Origin of the sequence: Bacillus sp. F19, assembly GCA_023823795.1 — a bacterium.
GTDB lineage: Bacteria > Bacillota > Bacilli > Bacillales > Bacillaceae > Bacillus_P.
Genome location: CP085710.1, coordinates 2,002,923 through 2,022,842 on the forward strand (window position 1 = coordinate 2,002,923; position 19,920 = coordinate 2,022,842).

The 19,920-nt window shown below is 42.6% G+C and carries 17 protein-coding genes, 1 riboswitch and 1 other annotated feature; all 17 genes read left to right on the forward strand.

What is annotated here, in order from left to right; translation table 11 throughout:
• The first annotated feature begins 63 nt into the window (after nucleotides 1–63).
• The 17 genes from LIT25_10180 (at nucleotide 64) to LIT25_10260 (ending at nucleotide 19,828) form a co-directional block, all read left to right on the forward strand.
• Nucleotides 64–834 (forward strand): RNA-binding protein, encoded by a 771-nt coding sequence (locus tag LIT25_10180; GenBank protein USK35619.1) that lies wholly within the window; start codon nucleotides 64–66, stop codon nucleotides 832–834.
• 98 nt (nucleotides 835–932) lie between these two features.
• Nucleotides 933–1,439 (forward strand): DivIVA domain-containing protein, encoded by a 507-nt coding sequence (locus LIT25_10185; protein ID USK35620.1) that lies wholly within the window; start codon nucleotides 933–935, stop codon nucleotides 1,437–1,439.
• Between the two features lie 65 nt (nucleotides 1,440–1,504).
• Nucleotides 1,505–1,730, forward strand: a binding site (T-box leader).
• 81 nt (nucleotides 1,731–1,811) lie between these two features.
• On the forward strand, nucleotides 1,812–4,583 hold the full coding sequence (gene ileS / locus LIT25_10190; GenBank protein ID USK35621.1) for an isoleucine--tRNA ligase: 2,772 nt from the start codon (nucleotides 1,812–1,814) through the stop codon (nucleotides 4,581–4,583).
• A gap of 696 nt (nucleotides 4,584–5,279) precedes the next feature.
• A complete protein-coding gene (locus LIT25_10195; protein ID USK35622.1) occupies nucleotides 5,280–5,687 on the forward strand; it encodes a TraR/DksA family transcriptional regulator in 408 nt (135 codons plus the stop codon).
• A gap of 90 nt (nucleotides 5,688–5,777) precedes the next feature.
• Entirely contained in the window at nucleotides 5,778–6,260 is a 483-nt protein-coding gene (gene lspA / locus LIT25_10200; GenBank protein ID USK35623.1) for a signal peptidase II, read from the forward strand.
• Nucleotides 6,241–7,155, forward strand: a complete 915-nt coding sequence (locus tag LIT25_10205; protein ID USK35624.1) for an RluA family pseudouridine synthase — start codon at nucleotides 6,241–6,243, stop codon at nucleotides 7,153–7,155. The genes lspA and LIT25_10205 overlap by 20 nt, the downstream gene beginning before the upstream one ends.
• 189 nt (nucleotides 7,156–7,344) lie before the next feature.
• Nucleotides 7,345–7,890, forward strand: a complete 546-nt coding sequence (gene pyrR, locus LIT25_10210; GenBank protein USK35625.1) for a bifunctional pyr operon transcriptional regulator/uracil phosphoribosyltransferase PyrR — start codon at nucleotides 7,345–7,347, stop codon at nucleotides 7,888–7,890.
• Nucleotides 7,891–8,037: 147 nt separating this feature from the next.
• On the forward strand, nucleotides 8,038–9,345 hold the full coding sequence (locus LIT25_10215) for an NCS2 family nucleobase:cation symporter (GenBank protein USK35626.1): 1,308 nt from the start codon (nucleotides 8,038–8,040) through the stop codon (nucleotides 9,343–9,345).
• A 143-nt stretch (nucleotides 9,346–9,488) separates the two neighbouring features.
• Nucleotides 9,489–10,409 carry an aspartate carbamoyltransferase catalytic subunit gene (locus LIT25_10220; protein USK35627.1) on the forward strand — a complete coding sequence of 307 codons (921 nt, stop codon included), beginning with the start codon at nucleotides 9,489–9,491 and terminating at the stop codon, nucleotides 10,407–10,409.
• Nucleotides 10,393–11,679: a dihydroorotase gene (locus tag LIT25_10225; protein USK35628.1), complete on the forward strand. Its 1,287-nt coding sequence runs from the start codon at nucleotides 10,393–10,395 to the stop codon at nucleotides 11,677–11,679. Before LIT25_10220 ends, LIT25_10225 begins: the two co-directional genes overlap by 17 nt.
• Nucleotides 11,676–12,776, forward strand: a complete 1,101-nt coding sequence (locus LIT25_10230; protein ID USK35629.1) for a carbamoyl phosphate synthase small subunit — start codon at nucleotides 11,676–11,678, stop codon at nucleotides 12,774–12,776. Before LIT25_10225 ends, LIT25_10230 begins: the two co-directional genes overlap by 4 nt.
• Nucleotides 12,761–15,973 (forward strand): carbamoyl-phosphate synthase large subunit, encoded by a 3,213-nt coding sequence (carB, locus tag LIT25_10235; GenBank protein USK35630.1) that lies wholly within the window; start codon nucleotides 12,761–12,763, stop codon nucleotides 15,971–15,973. Before LIT25_10230 ends, carB begins: the two co-directional genes overlap by 16 nt.
• A complete protein-coding gene (locus LIT25_10240) occupies nucleotides 15,970–16,755 on the forward strand; it encodes a dihydroorotate dehydrogenase electron transfer subunit (GenBank protein USK35631.1) in 786 nt (261 codons plus the stop codon). Before carB ends, LIT25_10240 begins: the two co-directional genes overlap by 4 nt.
• Nucleotides 16,749–17,684, forward strand: a complete 936-nt coding sequence (locus tag LIT25_10245) for a dihydroorotate dehydrogenase (GenBank protein ID USK35632.1) — start codon at nucleotides 16,749–16,751, stop codon at nucleotides 17,682–17,684. Before LIT25_10240 ends, LIT25_10245 begins: the two co-directional genes overlap by 7 nt.
• Nucleotides 17,653–18,372: an orotidine-5'-phosphate decarboxylase gene (pyrF, locus tag LIT25_10250; protein USK35633.1), complete on the forward strand. Its 720-nt coding sequence runs from the start codon at nucleotides 17,653–17,655 to the stop codon at nucleotides 18,370–18,372. Before LIT25_10245 ends, pyrF begins: the two co-directional genes overlap by 32 nt.
• A complete protein-coding gene (pyrE, locus tag LIT25_10255) occupies nucleotides 18,369–19,001 on the forward strand; it encodes an orotate phosphoribosyltransferase (GenBank protein USK35634.1) in 633 nt (210 codons plus the stop codon). The genes pyrF and pyrE overlap by 4 nt, the downstream gene beginning before the upstream one ends.
• A 470-nt stretch (nucleotides 19,002–19,471) precedes the next feature.
• Nucleotides 19,472–19,577: riboswitch (SAM riboswitch) on the forward strand.
• A 107-nt stretch (nucleotides 19,578–19,684) separates the two neighbouring features.
• Nucleotides 19,685–19,828: a YezD family protein gene (locus LIT25_10260; GenBank protein USK35635.1), complete on the forward strand. Its 144-nt coding sequence runs from the start codon at nucleotides 19,685–19,687 to the stop codon at nucleotides 19,826–19,828.
• Nucleotides 19,829–19,920 lie beyond the last annotated feature (92 nt).

Genomic DNA, 19,920 nt, shown 5'->3' on the forward strand with positions numbered 1-19,920 from the left:
TTGTCTTACAAGTGCCGTTTATCGGCACTGTTTTCATTTTAGAATGGTTTGGAGCTGTATGAAATGAACCGTGTTTATCAGCATTTTAGACAGGAAGAGCGTCATTTCATTGATCAGGTGATGGAGTGGAAAGAAAATGTTCTGAATCATTACAGTCCTAAACTGACTGACTTTCTTGATCCGAGAGAGCAGGAAATGGTTCAGGCTGTTGTCGGTTCAAACGGGGAAGTAAATGTCATGTTTTCAGGTGATGACATGGAGAGAAAGCGTGCTCTTCTTTACCCTGATTACTTTACACCTTCCTTTGATGATTTTCAGTTATCACTGATTGAAATTCAATATCCAGTTAAATTTATCTCACTTGAGCATCGCCATATTTTAGGATCACTTATGTCTCTTGGATTGAAACGGTCTAAATTTGGAGATCTTTTGTTCTTCGGGGAGCGGATTCAGCTTGTGGCAGCAATAGAGGTTGAGGATTTTATTTTAATGAATGTAACCGAAATCGGCAGAGCAAAGGTTTCCCTTCGGAAGCTTGACTGGAGCCTGCGAATTCTGCATCATGAAGAAATTCAGGAGCTGTCTGCAACTGTCAGCTCATTAAGGTTAGATGCTGTTGCAGCTTCTATTTATAATGTTTCCAGACAAAAAATCGGCATGCTCATTCAGAATGGACATGTAAAAGTAAACTGGAAAGTCACTGAGCAGACTTCCTTTGAATGCCGAGAGGGAGACACCCTTTCTGTCAGAGGTTTTGGGAGATCCAGGGTTTTGTCGATTGACGGCAGAACAAAGAAGGATAAATGGAAGCTGACTATTGGAAAACAAAAATAATTTAGGGATATAGCAGGAATTTTGAACTTTCTGTCTAATAATGAATTATACTATTTTAAAAGAAACGTTTCATTCAATACATAATGGAGGTGGCAGAAGTGCCCTTAACACCGTTAGATATTCATAACAAAGAATTCAACAAAGGCTTCCGCGGCTATGATGAAGATGAAGTGAACGAATTCCTTGATCAAGTGATAAAAGATTATGAAATGGCGATTCGCGAACGTAAAGAACTTGAATCAAAAGTCGGCGAATTGACTGAGAAGCTTGGTCATTTTGCAAACATTGAAGAAACTCTTAACAAATCGATTCTAGTTGCTCAGGAAGCAGCTGAAGAAGTTCGCCGCCACGCTCAAAAAGAAGCGAAATTAATTGTAAAAGAAGCAGAAAAGAACGCAGACCGCATCATTAATGAATCACTGTCTAAATCAAGAAAAATTGCAGTTGAGATTGAAGAACTCAAAAAGCAGTCTAAGGTTTTCCGCACTAGGTTCCAAATGCTGATTGAAGCACAGCTTGATCTTCTTAAAAATGACGACTGGGATCATTTATTAGAGTATGAAGTGGAAGCTCTATACGAAGAACGCGAAGAATCTAAAGTATAATCTTGACTTGCGTACATAGTTTCACATATAATACGATCACTACTACAATTATTAAAATATAAAAAATTGAAACGATGAGAGGGAAAGTAGCTCATTTTAACCTTTTTAAGCGAGCCGGAACTGGTGGAAGCCCGGCAAAGGAGAATGAGTGAAAATCACCCTTGAGTTTTTTGCTGAAACAAATAGAAAGTAAGCAAAGACGCGTTATTCACGTTACGAATGTCGAGAGGATAAACAGGCTGTCGTTTATCTAAAAGGGTGGTACCGCGAGAAAACCTTCTCGTCCCTTATGGGATGAGAAGGTTTTTTGTGTTTTCTTATTTAATGGCTGTTTTCTAAAAGCCTACTTTAAAATTGTTTGGAGGAATACCCATGGAGTACAAAGATACACTATTAATGCCAAAAACTGAATTTCCAATGCGCGGGAACTTGCCGAACCGCGAACCTCAATTGCAGGAAAAATGGGAAGAAATGAACATTTATCAAAAAGTGCAGGAGCGTACGAAAGATCGTCCGATGTTTGTTCTGCATGATGGACCTCCATATGCAAATGGCGATATTCATATGGGGCATGCTTTAAACAAAGTGCTGAAAGATTTTATTGTCCGCTATAAATCAATGACGGGCTATAACGCACCATATGTGCCGGGCTGGGATACACACGGCCTTCCGATTGAAACAGCTTTAACTAAAAACAAAAAAGTAAACCGGAAAGAATTAAGTGTTGCTGAATTCCGCAAGCTTTGTGCTGAGTATGCATGGGAGCAAATCAATAACCAGCGTGAACAGTTCAAGCGACTGGGAGTTCGGGGAGACTGGGAAAATCCATATGTGACATTAAACCCTGAATATGAAGCACAGCAAATCAAAGTATTCGGTGAAATGGCGAAAAAAGGCTATATCTATAAAGGTCTTAAACCAGTTTATTGGTCTCCTTCAAGTGAATCTGCATTAGCAGAAGCAGAAATCGAATATTACGATAAGCGATCTGCTTCCATTTATGTTGCATTTACTGTTACTGAAGGAAATGACGTATTAAACGGCGGAGAAAAAATCGTTATTTGGACGACAACTCCTTGGACGATTCCTGCAAACCTTGGTATTGCCGTACATCCTGAGCTTGAATACAGTGTTGTATCTGTAAAAGACGATTTTCTCATCGTTACATCTGCTCTTTTGGAGACTGTTGCGAAAGAACTTGAGTGGGAAACTTACACTGTTTCAAAAACACTTAAAGGCGCTCAGCTTGAAAAAGTGGTTGCGAAACATCCTCTTTATGACCGTGAATCGCTTGTTGTTCTTGGCGAGCATGTCACAACAGAGGCTGGTACGGGCTGTGTACACACTGCTCCTGGACATGGGGAAGATGACTTTATTGTCGGTCAAAAATACGGACTTGGCGTTCTTTGCCCAGTTGATGAAAAAGGCCATATGACGAATGAAGCACCAGGCTTTGAAGGCATGTTTTATGATGCAGCAAATAAACCAATTACAGAACAGCTTGATGAAGCAGGCGCTTTACTGAAATTATCGTTTATTACGCATTCTTATCCTCATGACTGGAGAACAAAAAAACCAACAATCTTTAGAGCAACGGCTCAGTGGTTTGCATCTATTAAAGACTTCCGCGAAGAGCTATTAACGGCAGTTAAAGAAACAAAATGGGTTCCTGCGTGGGGAGAAACAAGATTATTCAACATGGTCCGTGACCGCGGCGACTGGTGTATTTCCAGACAGCGTGCGTGGGGAGTTCCAATTCCGGTTTTCTATGCTGAGAATGGAGAACCAATCATTACAGATGAAACGATCAATCATGTTTCAGGCTTGTTCCGTGAACATGGTTCCAATGTGTGGTTTGAACGTGAAACAAAAGATCTGCTTCCTGAAGGATTTAAACATGAAGGAAGCCCAAATGGATTGTTCACAAAAGAACAGGACATTATGGATGTATGGTTTGATTCAGGTTCATCCCATCAGGCTGTCTTATTAGAAAGAGATGACCTGCAGCGTCCGGCAGATCTTTATTTAGAAGGATCTGATCAATACCGCGGGTGGTTTAACTCTTCCTTATCAACAGCAGTTGCTGTAACTGGTAAAGCTCCATACAAAGGAGTGCTGAGCCATGGATTTGCTCTTGACGGAGAAGGACGCAAAATGAGTAAATCTTTAGGAAACGTCGTTCTGCCTTCAAAAGTCATGAACCAGCTTGGGGGAGACATCCTTCGTCTATGGGTAGCATCTGTTGATTTCCAGGCAGACGTAAGAGTTTCTGATAATATCTTAAAGCAAGTTGCTGAAGTATACAGAAAAATCCGCAACACATTCCGTTTCCTGCTTGGAAACCTTGCAGATTTTAATCCGGCAAAAGACGCCCTGTCATATGAGGAGCTGCGTGATGTAGATCGTTATATGCTTGTAAAGCTGAATAAATTAACAGATAAAGTGAAAAAATCCTATGAAGAATATGAGTTTGCAGCGATTTTCCATGCGGTTCATAACTTCTGTACGATTGAACTTAGCTCATTTTATCTTGATTTCGCAAAAGATGTTCTGTACATTGAAGCACCAGATAATAAAGAGCGCCGTGCTATTCAAACTGTTTTGCACGAAACGCTTCTTTCTTTAGTGAAGTTAGTAACACCAATCCTTCCTCACACTGCCGATGAAGTTTGGACACATATTGATTCTGTAACAGAAGAAAGTGTTCAGCTTGTTGATATGCCGGAAGTGAAGACCCTTGAAAATGCGGATGCCTTAGAAGAAAAATGGGATGCTTTCATGGAACTTCGTGATGATGTACTAAAGGCGCTTGAAGTGGCAAGAAACGAAAAAGTAATCGGCAAGTCATTAACAGCAAGCATTGAACTTTATGTTGATGCTGAAACGAAGCAATTGCTTGATTCAGTTGAAGAAAACCTCAAGCAGCTGTTTATCGTATCAGGCTTTAAGCTTGCAGGTGACTATGACGCAGCACCGGAAGAGGCTCATGTATTCGATCATGTGAAAATTGCTGTGAAACCTGCTGAAGGCGAAACATGTGAAAGATGCTGGGTTGTCACAACGGATGTTGGCAGCAATGAAAATCATAAAACTCTTTGCGGCCGCTGTGCAGCAATTGTGGATGAAAACTATACAACTGCTTAAATTATTGGGAACCGCTGACTTCATTGATCAGCGGTTTTTTTATATTTAGTGCGGTTTGGCAGGCTGCTTTAAATAAAGCATAAGGACACTGGCTTAGAAAAGACTATTTAGTATGGTGACCAAACGGTTGAATGAATATCGGCTAATAAAGCTATTATTTGGATGGAAAATTCTATATCTGGCTTTGTATACAGAAAAGCAGCTAACATTGCAGAGACTCAGCTAGATGAAAAAATCATTTGGCTAGAAAAATTCAATATTCAGCAAAATAAATCGTGAAAACGGATAGAAAAAATGAAAAAATGGATAATAAAATCCTTGTTTACGCAAATAACAAAACGAGCGGATCCGCTTTTGTAGCTGTCTGTCGGAGCTGAACAGTCGGATCCGCTTTTCATTGTGTCCAGCTTCACCTCCTAGCTCCTCGGTCAGAACGGATCCGCCAGTAAAGGCAAAAAGCGCCTTTTCTGTCGGATCCTTATCTGCCTTTCGGAGCTGAACAGTCGGATCCGCTTTTCATTGTGTTCAGCTCCACCTCCTAGCCCCTCGGCCAGAACAAATTCCCCCAAAAAGTCAAACCCGGACTTTTCGGGTGAATTCTTATCTGTCTGTCGGGTCTGAACAGTCGGTTCCGCATTTCATTGTCATTACAGGAAAATTCTTAAAAGCGTGAGCGACAGGGAGAACGGATAGACTATGAGTACAAAGCAAGTACACAAGGAGTTGTCCGCTATGAGTATAGACGCCATTTGGTATGAGCTTCAAATCATGCAGCAGGAATTGAAATCAAGGCTGTTTGATCATTGCTTGTTTGAGGTGGATATGAATGAACAAAATCTATTTTATCCATTTAAAGAAAAAACAATTATGATAAATGTAAAAGAAGAATTAAATGATGTTGAAAGAGCTCTTCAGAAAATTAAAAACGGCACGTACGGTATTTGTGAAGAGACAGGAACTCCAATTGCACTTGATAAGTTAGCCATTATTCCCACTGCGAGAACCATTCATGATTTTGCTTTTCAGGAACTTTATGAAAGAAAATCTCTGCCTCATCTTTATCTCAATCACCAATCCCACTATGAAGTGGGAGAATATCATTAAAACACTGCTTTCTTAAGATACAAGCTTTACTCTTCTTTTTTGCCTGTGATACAATTCAAAGGTACATTATAGGAAAGTTGGGGAAAGCTTGTGCTTTACTATATCATCGCCTTTGTTATTATTGCGCTTGATCAGCTGACAAAACGGCTGATTGTCAATGAATTGGAAATCGGAGAAAGCATACCTGTTATTGAAAACGTACTGTATATTACATCACATCGGAACCAGGGTGCTGCCTGGGGAATTCTGCAGGGTCAGATGTGGTTTTTTTATGTCATTACCGTTATCGTCGTAATTGGACTCGTGATTTATATTCAGAAATATGCAAAAGACCAGCTTTTAATGGGAATGGCGCTCGGTCTTATGCTTGGCGGAGCCATTGGCAATTTCATAGATCGTGTTATTCATCAGGAAGTGGTGGATTTTGTACAAGTCTACATAGGAACATACCCATTTCCTATCTTTAACGTAGCAGATTCGGCCCTTTGTGTAGGAGTTGCTTTGTTATTTATTGTCATGCTTTTGGAAGGGAAACAAGAGAAGGAGAAAGTGAATGAACAGCATAGAAATTAAGATTGATGACAGCAATAAATTTGAACGTTTAGATAAACTGCTTGTGGCAGAGAATTCTGATTGGTCAAGAAGCCAGGTTCAAATATGGATTAAAGAAGGCCATGTAAAAGTAAACGATGCTGAATCGAGAAGCAATTATAAGGTACAGCCCGGAGATACGGTTACCCTTCTCATTCCAGACCCTGAACCTCTTGATGTGATGCCAGAGGAGATGAACCTTGATATCTATTACGAGGATGGGGATGTCCTCGTTGTTAACAAGCCAAAAGGAATGGTCGTGCATCCTGCACCTGGCCATTTGTCAGGAACTCTTGTTAATGGTCTGATGGCACACTGTAAAGACCTGTCAGGTATTAATGGAGTCATGAGGCCGGGAATCGTTCATAGAATTGATAAGGATACCTCTGGACTTTTAATGGTTGCCAAGAATGATAAAGCTCATGAGTCATTAGTCAATCAGCTGGTTGAAAAATCAGTTACTAGACGGTATCAGGCAATTGTTCACGGTGTCATCCAGCATGACAAAGGAACAGTTGATGCACCGATCGGCCGTGACAAACAGGACCGTCAAAGCATGACAGTAACAAATGAGCACAGTAAAGATGCTGTTACTCATTTTCATGTTCTTGACCGCTTTGAAGGATATACTTTAATTGAATGTCAGCTTGAAACGGGCAGAACGCATCAAATTCGTGTTCACATGAAATATATTGGTTTCCCGATTGCAGGAGATCCAAAGTACGGACCTAAGAAAACAATGAAAATAAACGGTCAGGCGCTTCATGCAGGCGTTCTTGGATTTAAGCACCCGAGCACAGGAGAATACCTTGAGTTTAAAGCACCTCTGCCCGCAGAATTTGAAGATGTTCTCTCGGAACTGAAAAATAACCGTTGACACATTCATGTTATTCTGACATAATGACTATAGTTCAAAAATGAACCTTTAATACAGTCCCGTGAGGCTGAGAAGGAAACGGATCTTATACGCTATTTCTGCGTATTTTAAGCTATGCATCCAAATCCCTCTTGCCAAATCGGCGAGAGGGATTTTTCTTTTTAAGGTTCTTAAGGAGAGGTGAGAAACATGCCGCAAAAAGCGATCGTTTTAGATCAGCAGTCCATAAGAAGAGCTTTAACTCGAATTGCACATGAAATTATCGAGCGGAATAAAGGAATTGATTCAGTGATTCTTGTCGGCATTAAGACAAGGGGCATTCACCTTGCCAAAAGGCTAGCTGAACGCATCGAACAGATTGAAGGAAAGCCGGTTGAAGTAGGAGAACTTGATATAACGCTTTACCGTGACGATCTTTCAAAAAAAACGGACGATCAGGACCCTCTTGTAAAAGGATCTGACATTCCGGCAGATATTACAAACAAAACCGTCATCCTCGTAGACGACGTTTTATACACGGGAAGAACAGTAAGAGCGGGACTTGATGCCTTAATCGATATTGGCAGACCATCGCAAATTCAGCTTGGAGTACTTGTAGACCGCGGTCACCGTGAACTGCCGATCAGGGCAGATTATGTAGGGAAAAACATTCCGACTTCAAGCTCAGAAAAGATTGTTGTTGAACTGCTTGAAGTGGACGAAACAGATCAAGTAACCATTTACGAAAAAGAATAAAAACCTTTTAATGAAGTCCAGAGAGGCTGCAAAAGGGAAAGAAAATCACACGCCTGTGATTGATTCAGGCGGGATTATTCTGCCTCTTTGCTCCTTATGCAAAGAGGTTTTTTATTTCTCAAAACGGAAAGAAGCGGAGGAATGAAAATGAAAAAGATTCAAGAGAATGACATACATCTGGATGTAAATGAGATTCCAAAGCCGCTTACATGGATTACACTCAGCTTTCAGCATTTGTTCGCAATGTTCGGCGCGACCATCCTGGTGCCTTTCCTTGTGGGTCTTGACCCGTCAGTAGCGCTGATTTCAAGCGGACTTGGAACAATTGCCTTCCTTTTAATTACGAAAGGTCAGGTGCCAGCTTACCTGGGATCATCCTTCGCGTTTATTGCTCCGATCATCGCAGCAAAGGCTGCGGCAGGTCCTGAGGGAGCAATGGTCGGCAGCTTTCTTGCAGGTGTTGTTTACGGAATTGTCGCTTTACTGATAAAAATGGTCGGATATAAGTGGATTATGAAGCTCTTGCCGCCGATTGTTGTCGGACCAGTCATCATCGTAATTGGTCTGAGCCTTGCAAACGTCGCAGTCGGGATGGCGATGAATAATCCGGAAGGAGAATATAATCTGACTTACTTCTCGGTAGCGCTTGTAACACTTGCCATTACGATCATCTGCTCCGTTGTATTTAAAGGATTTATCAGTCTTATCCCGGTGCTTGTCGGAATCATTGGAGGCTATGTTTATGCCCTTGCAATCGGACTTGTAGATTTCAGCAAAGTCGCAGAGGCCAGTGTATTTGAAAAACCGGACTTTATCATTCCTTTTATCACCTATACACCTAGCTTCTCATATGAAATCATCCTGCTGATGGTGCCGGTCGCAATCGTCACACTGTCAGAACATATCGGACATCAGCTTGTACTTGGAAAAGTTGTCGGCCGTGACTATATTGAAAAGCCCGGCCTTCACCGCTCAATCTTAGGAGATGGAACTGCGACGATGATTGCATCATTAATAGGCGGTCCTCCAAACACGACATACGGTGAGAATATCGGCGTATTGGCCATAACGAGAGTATACAGCGTATATATCATTGCCGGAGCTGCTGTGATGGCGATCGTGTTCGGATTTATCGGTAAAATTTCAGCTCTGATCAGCTCCATTCCGACGCCGGTCATGGGCGGTGTATCCATTCTGCTTTTTGGAATCATCGCTTCGTCAGGCCTCAGAATGCTTTCAGACAGCAAAATTGATTTTGGAAATAAGCGAAATCTCGTGATATCATCCGTCATTCTGGTTATCGGCATCGGCGGTGCTTTAATAAAAGTAAGTGAACAATTTGAGCTGCATGGCATGGCGCTTTCAGCCATCATCGGCATCCTTTTGAACCTTGTCCTCCCTGGACGAAAAGAGGCTGAAAAGGATCAGAACATGAAAGAAAACACAGCTGCATAATCACCTTTTAACGAAAGTCCAGAGAGGCTTTTAAGGGTGGATGGGGCATTGGCAGATCTGCTTGATGATTTGTCATGCTTCCACACACCCTGAATCTCTGATCAGGGTGTTTTTTTGCAAAAAAAAGATGGGGAGAGATGACTTTGAGGCACTTATTGAGAATGAATGATTTACCTGCAGATGAAATTATGAGGATATTAAAAGATGCAGAACGATTTAAAACAGGAAAGTCCTTGCTGCAGGAGACACCGAAATTTGTTGCTAATCTGTTTTTTGAACCAAGCACACGAACAAGATTCAGTTTTGAAGTAGCGGAAAAAAGACTGGGTCTGAACGTACTCAATTTTGACGCGTCGCACTCAAGCGTTCAAAAAGGAGAAACGTTGTATGATACTGTCCGGACGCTTGAGGCAATTGGTGCGGACGCAGTAGTCATCAGACATCCAGATGATGAGTACTTTACAGAATTGCAAGATAATATCAGCATTCCGATTTTGAATGCCGGAGACGGATGCGGCCATCACCCGACACAGTCTCTGCTAGATCTTCTGACAATTCAGCAGGAATTTAAACAATTTGAAGGCCTGACGATCTCCATCCATGGAGATATCAAACATAGCCGTGTAGCACGGTCAAATGCAGAAGTGCTGAAACGGCTCGGAGCAAACGTTTTACTATCAGGACCTGAGGAATGGAGAGATCCTTTCAATAAATTTGGTCAGTATGTAACGACAGATGAAGCCATAAAGACATCAGATGTAGTGATGCTGCTTAGAATTCAGCATGAGAGGCACCAAGGTGAAAATGAGGGGCTTACGGACTATCATCGCAGGTTTGGTTTAACTTTAGAAAGAGAAAATGCCATGAAGCCGAATGCCATCATCATGCACCCTGCACCGGTTAATCGCGGAGTTGAAATTGCAACTGAGCTTGTTGAAAGCAAAAAATCAAGGATCTTTAAGCAAATGGAAAATGGCGTTTTTGTCAGAATGGCCGTGCTGAAACGGGCATTAGCGAGTGCCAAATTAACCGAGGAGGAAAATACTTATGCATTTTATCATTAAAAATGGACGTATTTTAGATAACAGCGGTGCAGAAAAAAGAGCAGATATTCTGATTCAGGATGGAATCATTACTAAAATAGAAGAGAATATCAATCATGAAACGGCACAGATCATTGATGCAAGAGGAAATCTTGTTTCTCCTGGCTTCGTCGATTTACATATTCATCTAAGAGAACCAGGAGGAGAGCATAAGGAAACAATCGAAACAGGCACAAAAGCAGCTGCTGCAGGAGGTTTCACAACTGTTGCTGCGATGCCTAATACAAAACCGGTCCCGGACCAGCCCGAGCAAATGGAATGGCTTCAGAATCGCATAAAAGAAACCGCTTCGGTCCGTGTTTTGCCATATGCCTCTATTACTGCTCGCCAGGCTGGAAAAGAGCTGACAGACTTTGATGGCTTAAAACAGGCAGGCGCCTTTGCTTTTACAGATGACGGCGTAGGGGTCCAGTCAGCCGGAATGATGTTTGAAGCAATGAAAAAAGCAGCGGGGCTTGGAGCGAGCATTGTTGCTCACTGTGAAGATAACTCGCTGATTTATAAGGGAGCTTTGCATGACGGGGAATTCGCAAAAAAACATGGCATTAACGGCATTCCTTCTGTATGCGAGGCTGTACAGATTGCAAGGGATGTTTTGCTTGCAGAAGCAGCAGACTGCCATTACCACGTCTGTCACATCAGTACAAAGGAATCTGTAAGAGTTGTAAGAGATGCAAAGAAGGCAGGCATAAAGGTTACGGCTGAAGTTACTCCTCACCATCTTCTCTTAAGCGACAGTGATATTCCTGAACTTGATACGAACTACAAAATGAATCCGCCGCTTCGCGGAAGGGATGACCGCCAGGCTTTAATTGAAGCATTGCTGGACGGAACCATCGATTTTATCGCAACAGATCACGCTCCACATACAAAAGAGGAAAAAGAAGAAACGATTCAGCTTGCACCATTTGGAATTGTCGGTTTGGAAACGGCATTCCCGCTGCTTTATACACGCTTTGTAGAGACAAACGAATGGTCACTGAAGCAGCTTATCGATTATTTGACAAGTAAGCCTTGTGAAGCTTTTAACCTTCCATATGGAAAATTGGAAGTTGGAAGTCCTGCAGATCTTACAATTATTGATTTGGAAGAAGAGAAGGAAATTGATCCCGAAACATTCCTTTCAAAAGGCAAAAACACTCCGTTTGGAGGATGGAAATGCAAGGGATGGCCAATTGCAACAATCGCACAAGGACAGCTAGTTTGGGAAAGGGAGAGAGTAAACGCATGATCAGACATCTAATTCTCGAAGACGGAACGATATTCACAGGACAAGGATTTGGAAGCGAAGAAGATACGATTGGAGAAATCGTTTTTCACACAGGAATGACAGGCTATCAGGAAATTTTATCTGATCCATCCTATTGCGGACAAATTGTCACACTTACTTATCCGCTTATTGGAAATTATGGAATTAACCGAGATGATTTTGAAACCATCTCGCCTTTCATAAATGGGTTTATCGTAAAAGAATTATGTGAAGTGCCATCAAACTTCAGAAGCGAGTATTCGCTTGATGAGTATTTTAAGCTCAAAAAGATACCTGGATTAGCAGGAATTGATACTCGCAAACTGACAAGGATTATCCGGACATATGGCACATTGAAAGGGGCATTTTGCTCAGAGAAAGCAGATACGGAGGCGGTGTTTGCAAAATTAAGAGCGGCAAACCTTCCAACAAACCAAGTTGAAACTGTTTCAACAAAAACATCTTATCCGAGTCCTGGACGCGGCTGCAGAGTTGCATTAGTGGATTTTGGAATGAAGCATGGCATTTTGCGCGAGCTCAACAAGCGCGATTGTGACGTCGTCGTTGTTCCTCACACAACTACAGCAGAAGAAATTCTTCAGTTAAATCCAGACGGCATCATGCTTTCAAACGGACCTGGGGATCCAAAAGATGTGCCGCATGCACTTGAAATGATCAACGGAGTGCTCGGAAAAATTCCGATTTTCGGAATATGCCTTGGCCACCAGCTTTTCGCGCTGGCAGGAGGAGCAAACACTGAAAAAATGAAATTTGGACATCGCGGCTCAAATCATCCTGTTAAAGATTTATCAACAGGAAAAATTGCGATAACCTCTCAAAATCACGGCTACACCGTCACACTTGACTCGGTTGCCTCAACTGATCTTGAAGTAACACACATTGCGCTGAATGACGGGTCAGTAGAAGGCCTTAAACATAAAGAACTTCCTGCATTTACAGTTCAGTATCACCCGGAAGCATCACCAGGACCGGAAGATGCAAACGGACTTTTTGATCAATTTATCGACATGATTGAAACTCACAAGAAAGAAGGGATCAAAGTATGCCAAAACGCGTAGATATAAAAAAAATCCTAGTAATAGGTTCAGGTCCGATTATCATTGGCCAGGCAGCAGAGTTTGATTATGCCGGAACACAGGCCTGCCTTGCTTTAAAAGAAGAAGGTTATGAGGTCATTCTTGTAAATTCCAATCCGGCAACGATCATGACGGACACCGAGATGGCGGATAAAGTCTACATTGAACCATTAACAGTGGAATTTTTAACAAAAATCATCAGAAAAGAACGTCCTGATGCCCTTCTCCCGACACTTGGCGGACAAACAGGATTAAATATGGCAGTGGAGCTTGCAAATGCTGGAGTGCTTGAAGAGTGTAACGTTGAAATCTTAGGGACAAAGCTCAGCGCGATTCAAAAAGCGGAAGACCGCGATCTGTTCCGCCAATTAATGAACGAGCTTGGCGAACCAGTGCCTGAAAGTGACATTGTTCATAATCTTCAAGAAGCGATCGCTTTTGTAGGTAAAGTAGGCTATCCCGTTATCGTAAGGCCAGCCTACACGCTTGGCGGAACAGGAGGAGGCATCTGTTCGAACGAAGAAGAGCTGATTGAGATCGTAACGAGCGGATTAAAGTACAGTCCAGTGACTCAATGCCTTCTAGAAAAAAGCATTGCGGGCTACAAAGAGATTGAATATGAAGTGATGCGCGATAAAAATGACAGTGCGATTGTGGTCTGCAACATGGAAAATATCGATCCTGTAGGCATTCACACAGGTGACTCAATCGTAGTTGCACCAAGTCAGACTTTAAGCGACCGCGAATATCAAATGCTTCGTAACGTTTCGCTTAAAATCATCCGTGCCCTGCAAATCGAAGGCGGCTGCAACGTTCAGCTTGCTCTCGATCCAAACAGCTTTCAATACTACATCATTGAAGTGAATCCGCGAGTCAGCAGGTCATCAGCTCTAGCTTCAAAAGCAACTGGCTATCCAATTGCAAAGCTTGCAGCAAAGATTGCTGTCGGTCTGACGCTTGACGAAATGATGAACCCGGTTACCGGCAAAACATATGCCTGCTTTGAACCTGCACTTGACTATATCGTAACGAAAATTCCGAGATGGCCTTTTGACAAGTTTGAATCAGCAAACCGGAGACTCGGCACTCAAATGAAGGCGACCGGAGAAGTAATGGCGATCGGCAGAACGTTTGAAGAATCATTGCTGAAAGCGGTACGCTCACTTGAATCAGATGAATATCATCTTGATCTTAAAAATGCAGATGAATTCAGCAGCGAACTAATCGAAAAGAGAATCCGCAAAGCAGGAGACGAACGTTTGTTCTATCTTTCTGAAGCGATCAGAAGAGGGGTATCCATTGAAACGATTCATGAGTGGAGTGCCATCGATCTGTTCTTCTTAGTAAAAATAGAAAAAATCATCAAATTTGAAAATGTGCTGAAAGAAGCAAAGCTTGATGCAGATGTCCTTAAACAGGCTAAGAAAATGGGATTCTCTGATATTGCAGTCGCAAGGCTCTGGAACATGACAGAGCGTGAAGTCTATGATTACAGAAAACAGCTTAATCTCTTGCCGGTTTTCAAAACAGTTGATACATGTGCAGCGGAGTTTGAATCAGAAACTCCTTATTTCTACGGCACGTACGAAGACGAAAATGAATCAGCTGTGACAGAAAAAGAAAGTGTGATCGTCCTTGGTTCAGGACCAATCCGCATCGGTCAGGGCGTAGAATTTGATTATGCAACCGTTCATTCTGTGTGGGCCATCAAAGAGGCCGGGTATGAGGCGATCATTATCAACAATAACCCTGAGACGGTCTCTACAGACTTCAGCATCTCAGATAAGCTTTACTTTGAACCGCTTACTGTAGAAGATGTCATGCATATTGTAGAACTTGAAAAACCGCGCGGCGTAGTCGTTCAATTTGGAGGTCAGACAGCTATTAATCTTGCAGAAGAGCTTGAAGCGAGAGGCGTGCAAATCCTGGGTACATCCCTTGAAGACTTGGACCGTGCTGAAAACAGAGATAAGTTTGAGTACACTTTAGGCAAGCTTAACATCCCGCAGCCGCTTGGTAAAACAGCCACTTCTGTTGAAGAAGCAGTTAAAATTGCATCAGACATCCGCTACCCTGTACTTGTCAGACCATCATATGTTCTCGGCGGCCGGGCAATGGAAATTGTTTATGAAGAAAAGGATCTGCTGCATTATATGAAAAATGCGGTAAAAGTAAATCCGCAGCATCCGGTTCTCATTGACAAATATTTAACAGGAAAAGAAATCGAAGTAGACGCGATTTCAGACGGCGAAACGGTCTTTATACCAGGAATTATGGAACACATCGAGCGTGCTGGCGTTCACTCAGGCGACTCAATTGCCGTCTATCCGCCGCAAACTCTGTCTGCAGAAATAAAGGAAACGATTATAGAAAGAACAATCGCTCTCGCTAAAGGATTAAATATAAAAGGCTTGCTGAATATCCAGTTTGTTATATACAAAAATGAAGTTTATGTGCTTGAGGTAAACCCAAGATCAAGCCGGACAGTGCCATTCTTAAGCAAGATTACGGGTGTTCCAATGGCGAACATCGCAACAAAGGTGATTTTAGGAAAAACACTTAACGAGCTCGGCTATGAAACAGGCATTCAGACTGAGAGCGAAGGCGTCTATGTGAAAGTTCCGGTATTCTCCTTCGAAAAGCTGCGCAGAGTGGATATTACACTCGGCCCTGAAATGAAATCTACTGGAGAAGTCATGGGCAAGGATACAACGCTTGAAAAAGCTCTGTATAAAGGACTGATCGCATCTGGCATGAAGGTTCAGAATTACGGACAGGTACTCCTGACGATTGCAGATAAAGATAAAGAAGAAGGCCTAGAAGTTGCAAGACGCTTCAGCGCCATCGGCTATCAGATCATGGCGACAAGCGGAACGGCTGAATACCTTCATGCCAATGGAGTAACAGCAAAGATTGTTAATAAAATCGGCAGCGAGGCTCCAAACATGCTTGATATCATCCGCACGAGCGAAGCACAGTTTGTCATTAATACACTGACAAAAGGAAAACAGCCGCAGCGGGATGGATTCCGTATCCGCCGCGAATCTGTAGAAAACGGCATTCCATGCTTAACATCACTTGATACGGCAAAAGCGATATTGAGAGTGCTCGAGTCTATGACCTTCTCAACAGACGAAATGCCAAAGCGCGCAAACAGCAAAGAGGTGACATACGCTTGATACAAAAAGAATGGATGACGATTGCAGATCACAAGGAATTGGCAGCAGGCATATATGAAATCACCTTAAAAGGCAGTTTAACCGATCACATGAATCAGCCAGGGCAGTTTGTACATGTGAAAGTTTCAGAGACAGCCTCACCGCTATTAAGAAGACCGATCAGCATAGCGAAAATAGATAAAGAGAATCAGGAATTCACCATGATATACAGAGCAGAGGGAGCAGGCACGAAGCTCCTTTCTGCAAGAAAAAATGGCGAGCTTGTTGATGTGCTCGGACCGCTCGGCAATGGATTCGATCCGGATCAGCTGGATAAAGGCGATACGGCGCTGCTTGTCGGCGGCGGGATCGGAGTGCCTCCTTTATATGAACTATCAAGACGCCTGGTTAAAAAAGGGGTTACCGTTAAACATGTTCTGGGCTTTCAATCAAAAGAGCATGTATTCTATGAAAAAGAGTTTCAAAAACTTGGAGATACCTATGTCACAACTGTAGACGGGTCTCATGGGAACAAAGGGTTCGTCACCGATTTGATTAAAGAGTATGAGCTCACCTTTGATGCGCTTTTTTCCTGCGGACCTACTCCTATGCTCGCAAACATTGAAAAACTCTTCCCCGAAAAGCCGGTCTTTCTGTCACTCGAAGAACGGATGGGCTGCGGAATTGGTGCTTGCTTCGCATGTGTTTGTCATACAGCTGATGATCCTGCTGGCACTTCTTATAAAAAAGTGTGCAGCGACGGACCAGTTTTTAAAGCCGGGGAGGTGCTTTTATCATGCTGAACATTGAATTGCCAGGACTATCTCTGAAAAATCCGGTAATGCCGGCCTCAGGCTGCTTTGGCTTCGGAAAAGAGTTTGCAAACCTGTACGATTTAAGCAGTCTTGGTGCGATTATGATTAAAGCTGCTACGGCAGAAGCGCGATTTGGCAACCCGACGCCAAGAGTGGCGGAGACAGAAGCAGGCATGCTTAATGCCATAGGTCTTCAAAATCCAGGCTTAAAAGGAGTGCTCGAAAATGAGCTTCCCTGGCTCGAGTCATATGACGTGCCGATCATTGCAAATGTAGCTGGCTCCGCACAGGAGGATTATGTTGAAGTAGCAAGAGAAATCAGCAGGGCAAAAAATGTCCGTGCGATTGAACTGAATATCTCCTGCCCGAATGTAAAAACGGGGGGGATTGCATTTGGAACGGACCCTGAGATCGCCGCCTCTTTGACAAGGGCAGTAAAAGAAGTATCAGAAGTGCCTGTTTATGTGAAGCTTTCGCCAAATGTAAGCAACATTGTTGATATCGCCAAAGCCATTGAAAACGCCGGTGCTGATGGTTTAACCATGATCAATACGCTGCTTGGCATGAGGCTGAACATGAGAACGGCCAAACCAATTCTCGCCAACCGCTCTGGCGGATTATCAGGTCCTGCAATTAAGCCTGTTGCAATCAGAATGGTGTATGAAGTAAGCCAGGCTGTTTCCATTCCGATTATCGGCATGGGAGGCGTGCAGACAGCAGAAGACGTGATTGAATTTATGTATGCAGGTGCAAGTGCAGTCGCTGTCGGAACGGCAAATTTTGTGAATCCATTTGTATGTCCGGAGATCATTGAACAATTGCCGCAAACATTAAAAGAATATGGCTTTGATCATATTTCAGAATGCATCGGAAGGAGCTGGAAGAATGAACGGGAGACCGCTTATCATCGCACTTGATTTTCCGAATGGGAAAGAAGTGGACGGATTTTTAAAAAAGCTTCCTGAACAAAAGCTTTATGTGAAAGTGGGAATGGAGCTGTTTTATCAGGAAGGTCCTTCGATTATTCATCAGCTTAAATCAGCGGGGCATGACATTTTTCTTGATTTGAAGCTCCATGATATTCCCCAGACAGTCAAGCAGGCCATGAAAGGACTGGCAAAGCTTGAGGTGGACCTCGTTAATGTTCATGCTGCGGGCGGAAGTGCGATGATGCAGGCTGCGATTGAAGGACTGGAAGCAGGAACGCGGACAGGGTCAAAAAGGCCTTACTGCATTGCTGTCACTCAATTGACAAGTACATCTGAGGGCATGCTTAATCATGAACTTCTCATCGAAAAAGGCCTGAACGAAACAGTCCTTCACTATGCCAAACTGGCAAATGAAAGCGGACTTGATGGAATTGTCTGCTCTTCGCTTGAAGTACCTGAAATATATAAGCATTTGCACCGTTCTTTCCATACCATTACGCCTGGAATCCGACTCGCTGAAGACTCACTGAATGATCAAGTGAGAGTGGCGACGCCTGAGAAGGCAAGAGAACTGGGATCAACAGCCATTGTTGTCGGAAGAAGCATAACTAAAGCAAATGATCCGCTGACTGCATACTTACAAATGAAAAACGCATGGGAGGGTCTGCCTGTATGAAACATCAAATTGCTGAGCAGCTGCTAAAAATTGAAGCCGTTTTTTTAAGTCCAAATGAGCCATTTACATGGTCAAGCGGCCTAAAGTCGCCAATCTATTGCGACAATCGCCTCACATTATCCTATCCTGAAGTCAGAAAAGACATTGCAGAGGGATTAACTAAGCTAATCAGGGAAGAGTATCCCCAGGCTGAAATGATTGCAGGAACCGCAACAGCGGGTATCCCGCATGCTGCATGGGTGAGCGATCTGCTTAATTTGCCAATGTGCTACGTCAGAAGCAAGCCGAAAGGCCATGGAAAAGGCAATCAAATAGAAGGTAAAGTGCATGAAGGTCAAAAAGTAGTAGTTGTTGAAGATTTAATCTCAACAGGAGGAAGCGTTATTACGGCTGTACAGGCGCTTAGAGAGGCAGGCTGTGAAGTGATTGGAGTTGTCTCCATCTTCACATATGAACTGCAAAAAGGCGCAGAGATGCTCGAAGATGCCGGAATAAATGCTGTTTCCCTAACCGATTATTCTTCATTGATTGATGTAGCTCTGAAAAAGGGAGCAATTGAAAAAAAAGATCTTGAAAAGCTGATAAAATGGCGCGAAAATCCTGCAAACGAGGCATGGTTGACTGTTTAATAAGCAAAAAAGCAAAGTCGTTTTTGACTTTGCTTTTTTATTGCCAAATCAAACATGAATATAGATAAGAAACAAGGCCTATTAGAAGATAACCTGTTCGAAACAATTTAATCTGCCATGCTTCTGGAAGGAACCTTTTGCAAATACCAAGGCTTGCATGACCGATCCAGCCAAATGCCCAAAAAAGGCCTGCTTGTTCTTTTTTTATTTTTCGGAAAATTTGATGATCATCAAGCGTTACGGCGGCATAAGCTAATGAAAATCCGCCTATAAGGAAAGTGAAAATGGTCATTATGGCTGGAATTAGGATAGGTTTCACCTCTCGGACAGTAATTTTTTCTCCATAAAACCTTATTCCCGATTTGAAAGTTTAGCACTAAATTTAGCCTTTTAAATAATTTTTTAATTCCGATCGAAAAACTAGGGTTGACAGAATAACTAATTGTGATAAAATTTAGAAAAATATAATAAACTTATCCAGAGAGGCGAAGGGATCTGGCCCTGCGAAGCCCGGCAACCTGCGTTCTGCAAGGTGCTACATCCAGCAAAATGTAAACCCATTTTGAAAGATAAGGTACATCTACCTGAACAGTCTTTCAAGTTGGAAGGCTTTTTTTCTTTCTCAAATTGCGGTAAATTTCTCAGAAAGAAAGAGCGGATAAGAAATGAAATGGGGGACTGCAATGGGAAAGGAAGAACATTTTGAAATCGTCATCGAAAGATTACGGGAAATGCTGAAAACGATGAATTATGGTTCTGTCACATTGGTTGTTCAGGACGGCAAAGTGATTCAGCTTGAGAAGAATGAAAAAGTAAGAATTAAATAATATGCTGACTAGAAAAACTAGAGGCATTTTAACACTGAACGGGTTCCGTCATTCTGTTAAAATGTCTTTTTTTAATGGGACCTGGCTGATAG